This is a genomic window from Acaryochloris sp. IP29b_bin.137 (assembly GCF_028285745.1).
Lineage (GTDB): Bacteria > Cyanobacteriota > Cyanobacteriia > Thermosynechococcales > Thermosynechococcaceae > Acaryochloris.
On the sequence record NZ_JANQOP010000117.1, the window covers coordinates 1 to 11063 of the forward strand.

The 11063-nt window shown below is 49.4% G+C and carries 11 protein-coding genes; 6 read left to right on the top strand and 5 right to left on the bottom strand.

Going from position 1 to position 11063, the window contains the following annotated elements:
• Nucleotides 1-272: 272 nt before the first annotated feature.
• Nucleotides 273-863, bottom strand: coding sequence for a class I SAM-dependent methyltransferase (locus Q0991_RS08800; protein WP_299487481.1), 591 nt, complete (start codon nt 861-863; stop codon nt 273-275).
• 139 nt (nt 864-1002) lie between these two features.
• Here Q0991_RS08800 and Q0991_RS08805 point away from each other — a divergent pair, with 139 nt between their 5' ends.
• From Q0991_RS08805 to Q0991_RS08820, 4 genes are all read left to right on the top strand, one after another.
• Complete coding sequence (locus tag Q0991_RS08805; RefSeq protein WP_299487483.1) at nt 1003-1563, top strand: dual specificity protein phosphatase family protein; 561 nt, start codon at nt 1003-1005, stop codon at nt 1561-1563.
• Nucleotides 1564-1658: 95 nt separating this feature from the next.
• Nucleotides 1659-3062 carry a folate/biopterin family MFS transporter gene (locus Q0991_RS08810; RefSeq protein ID WP_299487484.1) on the top strand — a complete coding sequence of 468 codons (1404 nt, stop codon included), beginning with the start codon at nt 1659-1661 and terminating at the stop codon, nt 3060-3062.
• A gap of 7 nt (nt 3063-3069) precedes the next feature.
• Nucleotides 3070-4521, top strand: a complete 1452-nt coding sequence (locus tag Q0991_RS08815) for a carotenoid oxygenase family protein (RefSeq protein ID WP_299487486.1) — start codon at nt 3070-3072, stop codon at nt 4519-4521.
• A gap of 18 nt (nt 4522-4539) precedes the next feature.
• Complete coding sequence (locus Q0991_RS08820) at nt 4540-5010, top strand: low molecular weight protein-tyrosine-phosphatase (protein ID WP_299487488.1); 471 nt, start codon at nt 4540-4542, stop codon at nt 5008-5010.
• On the opposite strand, the gene Q0991_RS08825 is transcribed toward Q0991_RS08820, so the two are convergent.
• Nucleotides 5007-5669 carry a response regulator transcription factor gene (locus Q0991_RS08825; protein WP_299487491.1) on the bottom strand — a complete coding sequence of 221 codons (663 nt, stop codon included), beginning with the start codon at nt 5667-5669 and terminating at the stop codon, nt 5007-5009. The genes Q0991_RS08820 and Q0991_RS08825 overlap by 4 nt on opposite strands.
• Before the next feature lie 76 nt (nt 5670-5745).
• Here Q0991_RS08825 and Q0991_RS08830 point away from each other — a divergent pair, with 76 nt between their 5' ends.
• Nucleotides 5746-6741 carry a glycosyltransferase family 2 protein gene (locus Q0991_RS08830; protein WP_366524927.1) on the top strand — a complete coding sequence of 332 codons (996 nt, stop codon included), beginning with the start codon at nt 5746-5748 and terminating at the stop codon, nt 6739-6741.
• A gap of 130 nt (nt 6742-6871) precedes the next feature.
• Here the strand turns inward: Q0991_RS08830 and sigZ are convergent, their stop codons facing one another.
• From sigZ to Q0991_RS08845, 3 genes are all read right to left on the bottom strand, one after another.
• On the bottom strand, nt 6872-7447 hold the full coding sequence (sigZ, locus tag Q0991_RS08835) for an RNA polymerase sigma factor SigZ (RefSeq protein ID WP_299487496.1): 576 nt from the start codon (nt 7445-7447) through the stop codon (nt 6872-6874).
• Nucleotides 7448-7714: 267 nt separating this feature from the next.
• A complete protein-coding gene (locus Q0991_RS08840) occupies nt 7715-8308 on the bottom strand; it encodes a TetR/AcrR family transcriptional regulator (RefSeq protein ID WP_299487497.1) in 594 nt (197 codons plus the stop codon).
• Nucleotides 8309-8314: 6 nt separating this feature from the next.
• Nucleotides 8315-9142, bottom strand: a complete 828-nt coding sequence (locus Q0991_RS08845) for a class I SAM-dependent methyltransferase (RefSeq protein WP_299487498.1) — start codon at nt 9140-9142, stop codon at nt 8315-8317.
• Nucleotides 9143-9218: 76 nt separating this feature from the next.
• Between Q0991_RS08845 and Q0991_RS08850 the strand changes: the two genes are divergently transcribed.
• Nucleotides 9219-10697: an amidase gene (locus Q0991_RS08850; RefSeq protein ID WP_299487499.1), complete on the top strand. Its 1479-nt coding sequence runs from the start codon at nt 9219-9221 to the stop codon at nt 10695-10697.
• Nucleotides 10698-11063: the final 366 nt, after the last annotated feature.

Here is an 11063-nt window from a genome sequence, read left to right on the forward strand (position 1 = left end):
TAGGGTAGTCGTTTCGGCCACCCTATTTTCTTTGAAATCACACTGCCCTATCTACTGCTGACTCTAGATTTGAAGTACCTTGTCATCCCCAAAGCCCCAAGCACCTAGCCCTATCGCTCAGAAAGGCAATGGTTGAGTTTCATAATTCAGCCAACAATTTTAGTCTTTAATGTTGCCCTTTAGTAGCTTATTCAACGCAGTCGAGGCAAGAGAATTAACATCCCACCTTACTCTCCGCGCACTGGGAATGGCAGGAAAATCAGAATTGGGTATCAAGGCTTTTGCCAAACCAGTGAATAACGCCAGAATAGATGCCTTCGGAGCCTAAATTCTGGAATTAAGCTTTCAGCCATTGATCTAATTTGCCTCAGTGATAACTGAGCAGTGCAAGTGGGAGCAGTAGTTTCAGAATTTTCAAGCGCTCCTGGATGCCATCTTAAGTAAGCAAGGTTGATGGGGATAGAGAAAACACTGTAACCGTAGTCAATAAGGGTTACGTCTCGGGAAAGTCCAAGAATAATCAGTTTTCCATGTGGACGAAGCAGTCGCTTCATCTTTCCAAGCGCTGATTCTAAATCCATATGATGAAGAGAGGCAATAGACACGATCGCATCATACGAAGCTTCAGGTAACTCCGCCTCAAGAAAGTTAGCTTCCAAATAGGAGATATTGCTTGCAGCCTTACGACTCTCTGCTTCTGCCAAAGTTTTACCATCAATATCTAGCGCATCCACAACATCAACGTACTCTGCCAGCTTGCAGGCAAAAAATCCCAAACCACAACCCACATCAAGCGCATGCTCAACTTTTTTAGGAAGTTGACGAAGTAGATAGGGATGAAAATGTGAGTTGTGATTCCACATCAATATAATGTCCAAGAAGGTATGGGCCTATGCGCACGTGAGGGACACATTTACCTCAATTAGGCGCATCCAGAAAGTATCTTCAAGATCTTAGGCACAAACAAGCGCACAGCTGAAGTCATCTGTGCCAAACGTCCAGATGAAACATAACTCTGCATACAAATTCGCAGCAGCATCTAAAAGTGAGCCATTGATATTTGGCGCAGCCCGCCCTGGATACGATCAAGAGCAAGTTGCTGACTGGATACGATTCATGCAGAATCAGAAGATTCAGGGCGTATGCTGTTTACTCAGTAAAACCGAACTCGTTCGATATATGGATTTACTGGGGAATTATCGACAAGCATTTGGCAACGCTCATGTGTGTTGGGCACCCATAGAAGACTTCAGTCTGGCGACTTCAGAAAGCTTGCTTCGCGAGATCCTACCCTTCTTAGGTAATGCTGTCAGGGAAAGGAACAGAGTAGTTGTTCACTGTTCTGGAGGAGTTGGTCGTACAGGACATGTTCTAGCAGCATGGTTAGTCGCTGGACGTGGATTCCAGCCAAAATCAGCACTCTTCTCTGTCATGGCTGCCGGAAGAAACCCCTATGAGGCTATCTTGGCTGCTCCATTCAAAGGCCATAACCCATGGCAAGTTTCTTCTCAGTTGAATCGGCTATTTAAAGCATGCACTCACTTCCAACAGAAACCGATCTAGTGCTTTGCGAAACAACATAGAGAAAGGACTGACACCGAAAACGATCCAGAAAATCAGGGTATGATACAAACATTGATATTTGTAAACTATTATCAATGTTTGTATCTCAGTCGAGACTCGACTCGGTGCGCGATTTCCTAAAAGAAAACGTCTTTTACGGTCAAGATCCCACACCTGAGCTGCTGGCCATATTGATGGTCTATTTTGTCCAGGGAATTTTGGGATTAGCACGGTTAGCCGTTAGCTTCTTCTTAAAAGACGACCTCGGTTTAACCCCCGCTCAAGTGGCCGCCATGATGGGAATTGCTGCACTCCCTTGGGTAATCAAGCCCATCTTTGGGTTTGTGTCCGATAGCGTGCCCATCTTTGGATATCGTCGCCGTTCATATCTCATCTTGTCCGGGCTACTGGGATGCCTAGCCTGGGCAGGCATGGCTAGCATCGTTCATACCTCTATAGCCGCCACCATTGCCATCGTTCTCAGTTCTCTGTCCGTTGCTATCAGTGATGTGATTGTCGATTCCCTCGTGGTTGAGCGGGTTCGACAAGAATCTCAGAGTGATGCCGGATCGCTGCAGTCTCTCTGCTGGTCTGCCACCGCATTGGGTGGGATACTGACCGCCTACTTTAGCGGCTGGCTCTTGGCCCATATGAGTACCCAAAGCGTTTTTTGGATCACTGCTACTTTTCCTCTGCTGGTTTCTGCGATTGCTGGGCTGATTGCAGACCCCAAAGTTGGCACTCAAATTAACCTAGACTCCACCAAGCAGCAAGTTAGCCAGCTTTGGCAAGCCATTACCCAAAAACAGATTTTATTGCCGGTGATCTTTGTCTTTTTCTGGCAAGCCACCCCTAGTTCTGAAGCCGCCTTTTTCTTCTTCACCACCAATGATTTAGGCTTTGACCCCGAATTTCTCGGTCGAGTACGTCTGGTGACCAGTTTAGCCGCCTTGCTGGGTATCTGGGTGTTTCAGCGTTATCTCAAAGCCGTTCCTGTTCGCCGCATCTTTCTATGGAGCACGTTAATTGCGGCGGCCCTCGGCATGACCACCCTTCTGTTGGTTACCCATACCAACCGGGCCTTAGGCATTAGTGACGAGTGGTTTAGCTTGGGCGACAGCCTGATTTTGACGGTGATGGGGCAAATTGCCTATATGCCCGTATTAGTTTTGGCCGCTCGCCTCTGTCCTCCTGGCATCGAAGCTACGATGTTTGCTCTACTGATGTCCGTGAGTAATCTCGCAGGCCTGCTGTCCCATGAATCCGGGGCACTGATTATGCATGGGCTGGGCATTACAGAAACCAATTTCCAGCAGTTGTGGCTACTGGTGATTATTGCTAATCTCAGCACCCTTTTACCGTTGCCCCTGCTGAATTGGCTACCTGACCAAGGTACAGATGTCCTTGATCAAGACCTCGCTTTAGCGCCCTCTCCCTCTCGAGACCCCCTGGTGTCTGAAGCTCTTGCTGTTGAACTTGTTACTGAACCTCGTAATTAAATCCCCTATGACCGTTTCCGCTCCCTCCCGTAACACTTACCTTGACCACAACTGGCAAGGCGGCCACCAATCCCTGAAAGATGAATACGACTATGCGATCGCAGACATAGACGGTGAAATTCCCGCTGAGTTAAGCGGCACCCTCTTTCGCAACGGTCCGGGGCTATTGGATGTCAACGGGACGCCACTCCAACATCCCTTTGATGGGGACGGCATGATTTGTTCAATTCAGTTCGATCAGGGCAAGGCTCATTTTCGCAACCGCTTTGTCCGCACAGAAGGCTATCTAGCAGAACAGGAAGCAGGCAAGATTCTGTACCGTGGCGTGTTTGGCACCCCCAAGCCCGGTGGCCTACTCGCCAATGCTTTTGATATCAACTTCAAGAATATTGCCAACACTCACATCATCTATTGGGCGGGTAAACTCTTAGCCCTGTGGGAAGCCGATCAGCCTTATCGCCTTAATCCGTCTACATTAGACACGTTAGGCTTGGAAGACTTTTCCGGTCTCCTCAAACCCGGCGATCCATTTTCTGCACACCCTCGAATCTTGCCCCATGAAGAGGGAGATCGCCTCGTCAACTTTGCCATCAAACCCGGCCTCTCCAGCAAGGTAAAACTGTTCGAATTTGATCAGTCGGGTGAGGTAGTTCATCAGCAGCAATTCGTGATTCCGGGGTTTGCTTTTATCCACGATTTTGCCGTTACCCCCAACTACTACATCTTTTTCCAAAATCCCGTCATTCTGAATCCCATTCCCTTTCTATTTGGGCTCAAGGGGGCAGGGGAATGCATCTCCTATAAACCTAGCAGTCCCACCAAAATCTGGCTGGTCCGACGAGGCGAGAATCAACCCCAGCAGCTAGACACCGATGCCTGCTTTGTTTTCCATCATGCCAATGCATACGAGGAAGACGGTCAAGTCATTGTCGACTCCATCTGCTACGACACTTTCCCAGGCTTAGAATCGGGGATTGATTTCCGCACGATTGATTTTGACGGGGTTCCTCCTGGCTCTTTATGGCGATTCCACCTCAATCCTGAGACCGCCACCGTTGAGAAAACACCGCTAATCCAGCGCAGCTGTGAGTTTCCAACCCTAAATCCTGCGAATGTGGGCCACGACTATCGCTACGTCTATATTGGTGCCACGGATGCCAGTACGGGCAACGCGCCTTTACAAGCCATCCTGAAGCAAGACGTTAAAACAAGCGAAGAACAAGTTTGGAGTGCCGCCCCTCAAGGGTTTATGGGAGAACCGGTGTTTATCCCCAAACCCAACGCCACCCAAGAAGATCACGGTTGGTTAATCGCGCTGGTTTACGATGGCGATCACGACCGATCCGATGTGGTGATTCTCGATGCCGAGCGGATCGAACAGGAACCGCTGGCCCGCTTGCACTTAAAGCACCATATCCCCTACGGTTTACATGGCAGTTTTACGCCAACGCTGTTTTAACCCATCATCCCCAACCCGATGCCCCAAAAGCTTTTATTTGTCTGTCTAGGCAATATCTGCCGCTCCCCCTCCGCCGAAGGGATTATGAATCACCTGCTGCTGCAAGAGCATCTGACCCATGCCTATCAATGTGATTCGGCAGGCACCAGCAGCTATCATATCGGCGCTTCTCCAGACCGGAGAATGGCAGCAGCTGGCTTACGGCAAGGCATTGTGCTCACTGGCAATAGCCGCCAGGTGCAGCCAGAAGATTTTGCTGAGTTCGATCTGATTCTGGCGATGGATCGCCAAAACTATCGCGATTTGGTGGCGATGAATCCTGATGAACAATACGCCGATAAAATCCATATGATGTGCGATTTTTGCTCTAACTTCGCCGATAAAGAGGTGCCCGATCCCTATTACGGGGGGCCATCAGGGTTTGATTATGTGATTGATCTCTTGTTGGATGCTTGTAGTGGTTTATTAGATCATTTACAAAATCCTTAAAGATCCGCATCTATGGCCCCTAACAAATGGTGTTCCATGGCAAACCGAACAATTTCTGCCCGATTACTGGTCTCGGTTTTTTGCAGCAACTTACTCACATACTTTTCCACCGTTCGGGGGCTGAGATGGAGTTGTTCGCCAATTTGAGCATTAGATAACCCTTCTGTCAGTAACGCCAGCACCTGCTGTTCTCTCTGGGTTAAATCTAAAGCGCTAACGACTGCTGCATCTGCGGCTTCAAGACCGGAGACAGTATGAGAGACCGCCTGCAATTCCGTTTGGACGATTTGAGCGCGATCGAGTAAGTTGCGGACAACCGCTGCCAGTTCTTCTAAATTAAAGGGTTTCGCCAAGTAAGCATCACACCCCGTTTGATAGCCTCTAATGCGCTGTTCAGTATCAGAGTACTCCGTTAAATAAATCACGGGCAGCAATCGAAACGCAGGTTGCTGCCGCACCAAGCGCACTAACTCATAACCATCCATCTGTGGCATTCTGATATCAGTCACCAATAAATGAGGACGATATTGTTGCACCATCTGCCACGCTTGTTGGCCAGTAGCCGCCGCAAGGACAACATATCCCGCTGCTTCTAGATAGTCGGTAACCGCCAAGCGAATGCCCGGTTCATCATCTACGATCAACAGGGTTAAGGGCATAGAATATCTCTTGCAGGCTTCGTCTCTTTTGTTTAGTTATAACAATCCCTTGACGCCATTCAGTTCCCCTTCATCAATTGCAAGTAATCCTGATCAAAGTGGCAATATAACGTATTCTTTCGTTATTCCGATTTATAACGAAGAAGACAATATTGCTGAACTTTATCGACGTCTAAAAGCATTAATCAATACGCTGGATGCCCCTTCAGAGATAATTTTGGTAGATGACGGTAGTTGCGATCGCACCCTCCCCCTCATTCGCCAACTCCACCAAAATGACCCCACGGTTCGGTACGTCAGTCTAGCCCGTAATTTTGGCCATCAAATCGCTTTGACAGCTGGTTTACAGTTTGCCATCGGCAATGCCATTATTGTCATGGACGCCGACCTCCAAGATCCGCCGGAAGTGGTGCCGGATCTGATTCAACAATGGCAGCAAGGCTATCAGGTCGTTTACGCTCAACGGATCTCACGCCAGCGAGAAGGCATATTCAAACGCTTCACCGCTTACATGTTTTATCGATTTCTTCAGCGCCTCTCAGATATTCACATTCCTACCGACACGGGCGACTTTTGCCTGATGGATCGGCAAATCGTCGATTTGCTCAACCAAATGCCCGAGCGCAACCGCTATATCCGTGGTCTACGGGCCTGGGTAGGCTTTCGGCAAACGGCCATTACACTCCATCGTCCGCCCCGGTTTGCTGGCGACGTCAAATATACCTTCCGCAAATCCCTCACCCTCGCCCTCAGCAGCATTATGGCCTTCTCGAAAGTGCCCCTGCGCTTGGCCACTTATCTTGGGTTATTTGCTTCAGCCCTGGCGGTCTTTATGATGTTCTTAACCCTTTACTGGCGATTTTTCAATCCGTCCAGCCAGTTGATCGGCTATACCATGATTACGATGGCGATCTTTTTCCTAGGGGCGGTACAACTCATCTGTCTGGGAATTTTGGGTGAATATGTGGGCCAAATCTACGAAGAGATTAAAGGTCGCCCTCTCTATACTGTTAAGGAGGTGGGTCATCTCCCGATTTCGTATTCGCCATCTTCCTATGATGCTCTGCATTAAACCCGCACAACCTTGATGCAGATCTGCCGCATATTGGGACTCCATCGGTCCGCTTGGTGAGATTTTTCCCCTAATAGCGGTGTTGACATTCACTTTTAGATGGGCTCCCTCCCCCATTAAAGCTGGTGATTCAAACTCGCTCATCGTCAGAGCTACCGTTCTGGCAACCGCCTGTCACCTCCACTGCAATTGGATTGCCCCGTGTATCCAACTGGTAGCGACAGCAGGCATGAAAAAGAGAGTTAAGCATACGTCGGCCTCGCTGCACACGCGACTTTACAGCAGAATGGGACAGCCCCCATTCACTCGCCAGGACTTTTTGGGATTTCCCCTGTAAATCTACTAAATCAACCGCCTCTCGATATTTGTCAGGCAACTGCGCCATTAAAGGACGAATACACTGAGCCAACTCCTGTCGAGTCTGTTCATAGTCCTCGACTACTTCGGCAACGGATATTAGACGGGCCATATCGACATCTACCCTGTTTACTCGAGATTTCCGATAGTAGTCAATTAAAGTATTGCGAGCAATCTGAAATAGCCATGATTGAACTTTGCTGGGCTGCTTTACCGTTTCAAACCGTTGGTAGGACTTAATCAGAATGTCTTGGAGCAGATCCTCAACATCTGCGGGGTTGTCGACTCTTGTCAGCAAAAATTGCCGCAATTGCCCTTGATAGTTTTGCCAAAGCTGTTCGATTGTCATGCTGCACGTCCTTCGTAACTGCGGAGAGTCCTTTGCCGAATTAACTCAGCAAGGTTAGATCCAGTCTGGGGTATGGATGTCACTCTTTGTTGATGATGTCGATGCTCTATACAAAATATATAAAGATAGGGCGAGCACCAACCCATTTTGCTTGGGGGATGAGAGAGGTGAATATCGAAGATCCTGATGGACATCGCTTACGGATTGGAACAGCTACAGATGCACCGAGTGATGGCATCCCTTTATGTGAAGACTAATGGTGAGGGCTTACTCACTGTCCTTAGAAATCGTTGCGATCGCACCTAGCAATCCCGCCAACATCACCTCATAGCTCTCATCTGGAGAGCGCTCTATCGTCATCAATCCCGCTTGCTCAATGGCAATAAAACCATAAATAGCGGCATTCACCATGCGCATCACATCAATCAGTTGAGGGTCCGTTAGGGTATAGTCACTGAGTGCCTGACGCAGGAAGGCCAAAAGTTTATGGATAACCACGGAGGCTTCTGGATCCTGAGGTTGCAGTTGAACTTGCATCATCACCTGATACCGACCAGGGTAGGTTTTGGCAAAGTTGCGGGTAAAGTGTCCGAGCTGCTTCAGTAAGTCCGTGGTTATGGGGCGGTCAGCCAGCGTCTGCTGGCATTCGATCAGATATTGTTCCCAAAGGGTAATGGCGGTAGCCCGCTGTAAGGCGGCACCATTCTCTAGATGCTTGTAAATCGCCGGGGGTTTAATACCCAACCGGCGGGCCACTCGACTGACCCCTAACGCCGCTGCACCGTCTTGGTCAATACCGGCAATGGCTGCTGCAATCACGTCTTTCCGAGATAGGGAATGTTCTTTCTTCGGACGTCCCATAACGCTTTAACAGGGTTGGACAATATGAAAGGCTGAAAGGTACGACAGCGCAACCGTATCACCGTTGCCTTCTAAGATCTGACGCAACCCCTGGAATAAGTTCTGTCGTTGCTGAGCCTCTAGTTTCAAATAGGGCGAATAGGTGGATAGCAACAGCAGGTACTGATCGATGGAATAGCTGACGTTAACGACTTGCCATCCAGACTCAAACGCCCTGAAATGACCCGATTTAACGACCATCCGTTCTAAATCATTCAGGATCGCGATTTGCGTTGCCTGGTCTTCATAGGCGCGGTTGAGGGTGGGGGCATATTGTTGATACAGGGGGGAAAGCTGGGAGTAGATGTCAGCTGAGGGCTGAAGTTCTTTATTCCACAGCAAAATCAGATGTCCGCCTGGCCGTAACGCTGCTGCCGCTTTGGGATAACCGATGTCGGGGGTTACCCAATGAAACGAGCTGGCTGCCAGTATCGCATCAAATTGCCCAGGTTCCAGGGGCCATTCTTCAAATAAGCAATGGTGCAGCGCCACATTGGCGTAAGGTTGACAAGTCTGTTGAGCCAGCCGAAAAAAGTCTGGGTTGGGTTCTATCCCCATAATGGAGCAGCCGATTTGGGCAAAGGCAGGGGTTGCGATCGCAGGTCCACAACCGATTTCTAACAGCCTGGATGACGATGAAAGCAGGGTAATCTCCATTACCTGATCCAGTAAGGCTTGTGGATATCGCGGTCTGACCTGCTGATACGCTGTTGCAGCGGGTGAGTACCAATGTCTTCGAGTGTCCCGATCTTGCCCGTAACAATCGTTGAGCAATTGTTGCTGTAAATCTGCCATAATCGCAATTAGTTAATAGTATTAACTAAATATCTATCGGATTAACGGTATCAACCCGTGCGGAGATCTTATCCCCATGCGTGACTTAGTTTTCTTACCTGCCCATCAATTGGCTCGATTCATTCGGGAAGGCACGGTTTCGGCCACTGAGGTGGTGGAGGCGGTTTTGGCACAAATTGCTAGACATAACCCCCACCTGAACGCCATTTGCACCCTGGATCAAGAAAACGCCCGCGCTCAAGCAAAACAGGCCGATCAGGCCCTCGCCAACGATGAATACTGGGGACCACTACATGGGGTTCCCATTACGATTAAAGACATTTTTGAAACGGCTGGGTTGCGAACCACCGCAGGGTATATTCCCCTCAAAGACTATGTTCCCCCTCAAGATGCCACTGTTGTGTCTAGACTGCGGGCGGCGGGGGCCATCCTGCTGGGCAAAACCAATATGGCCGAACTAGCTGGAGATTACCAAAGCACGAATTCCCTCTTCCCTCGGGTCAATAATCCTTGGAACCTAGACTATACGGCTGGGGGGAGTTCAGGCGGAAGTGCAGCAGCAGTGGCGGCTGGACTGTCAGCCCTGGACATTGGCAATGATTTTGCCGGGTCAGTCCGTCAGCCTGCCCATTTTTGTGGGGTCTATGGGTTAAAGCCGACGGATCGCCGGATCTCTACGGCGGGTGCTATTCCTGAAGTGCCTGGAATGCCCTACTGTCTGCGGCAAATGATGACGATCGGCTGTTTTGGCCGCTCCTTAGAAGATATTCGCCTCTGCTTCTCCCTGATCGCTGGGGCAGATCCTCGCCGTCTGGATGTTCCGCCTATTCCGTTGGATCAGCCCCCCGTTAAGTCTAAGCAAGCGTTGAAACTGGCCTGGATAGATGAGTGGCCCGAAATTCCAGTTGATCCAAATATTAAAAGTAGGATGCATGTGATCGCACAGCAAATCACGCAAGCTGGCATGACGCTAGAACATTGGCGACCTCCAGCATTTGATCTGTCACACATCTGGACCCTCTATGGCCGCATGGCCGCCTATGTGAATAACTATGCTCAACCCAAGGATTGGTATACGATTCGCCGTAGTTTGACCTTGCTATATCGGACCGCCACTCAGGGAGAGAAGCATCTGCGAGAGCTGGGAAATTTCAGTCGCTTTTTACCGGAATTGCTCAACCCTAGCTTAAAGGGCTATTTCGAAACGCTTACAGAACGAGATCAGTTTACCGCTCATATGGATCAAGCCTTGGAACCGTGGGATGCCTGGCTAATGCCTGTTGCAGCCACGTCGGCTTTCCCCCATTGCCCTGCCTGGAGTGCGGTTGAGGTGGCTGGACGATCTTATCCCCACAGCATCGCCAATGGCGCCTATACAATTCCCTTTAATCTAAGTGGCCATCCTGCCGTCGTGATGCCAGTGGGGCAAACGCAGAAGGGGTTACCCATCGGCCTCCAAATTGTGGGAAAACGCTGGCGAGAAATGGAACTCTTTGCGATCGCAGCAGAAGTTGACCCAGTGGTTGGGAGATTTCAAAACCCCAAGGGGTATTAAAAACACGCAAGTGCTTAACCGAGAAAGCCAATAGGGGGCGATTAATATTTGACAAGCACCGACCAATTTTGCTTGGGGGATGCGTGAGATGAATCTTGAAGACCCCGATGGGCATCGCTTACGAATTGGGACTGCCACAGATGCACTGAGTGATGGCATTCCTTTATGTGAGGACTGATGATTGTTGGCTTAGGTGTTTATCCAAAAAATTGTGGAGAGGGAATAGATTATTCTCCCATTTCTAAATCTTGTAACCCAGGAGACCAGAACATTCGGTATGATTCTGAGAACGGCGTAGAGCGGCTGAACCGAAATAAGCCAGCTATACTCCTAATATAGGGATCTTTACGATTGTTGTTTATCATT

What these genes read in the sequence shown, in the direction of transcription:
- Q0991_RS08845 (WP_299487498.1), bottom strand. Translation starts at nt 9,142, where the DNA reads ATGGCAGATTTACAGCAACAATTGCTCAACGATTGTTACGGGCAAGAT.
- Q0991_RS08840 (WP_299487497.1), bottom strand. Translation starts at nt 8,308, where the DNA reads ATGGGACGTCCGAAGAAAGAACATTCCCTATCTCGGAAAGACGTGATT.
- sigZ (WP_299487496.1), bottom strand. Translation starts at nt 7,447, where the DNA reads ATGACAATCGAACAGCTTTGGCAAAACTATCAAGGGCAATTGCGGCAA.
- Q0991_RS08800 (WP_299487481.1), bottom strand. Translation starts at nt 863, where the DNA reads ATGTGGAATCACAACTCACATTTTCATCCCTATCTACTTCGTCAACTT.
- Q0991_RS08805 (WP_299487483.1), top strand. Translation starts at nt 1,003, where the DNA reads ATGAAACATAACTCTGCATACAAATTCGCAGCAGCATCTAAAAGTGAG.
- Q0991_RS08810 (WP_299487484.1), top strand. Translation starts at nt 1,659, where the DNA reads ATGTTTGTATCTCAGTCGAGACTCGACTCGGTGCGCGATTTCCTAAAA.
- Q0991_RS08815 (WP_299487486.1), top strand. Translation starts at nt 3,070, where the DNA reads ATGACCGTTTCCGCTCCCTCCCGTAACACTTACCTTGACCACAACTGG.
- Q0991_RS08820 (WP_299487488.1), top strand. Translation starts at nt 4,540, where the DNA reads ATGCCCCAAAAGCTTTTATTTGTCTGTCTAGGCAATATCTGCCGCTCC.
- Q0991_RS08825 (WP_299487491.1), bottom strand. Translation starts at nt 5,669, where the DNA reads ATGCCCTTAACCCTGTTGATCGTAGATGATGAACCGGGCATTCGCTTG.
- Q0991_RS08850 (WP_299487499.1), top strand. Translation starts at nt 9,219, where the DNA reads ATGCGTGACTTAGTTTTCTTACCTGCCCATCAATTGGCTCGATTCATT.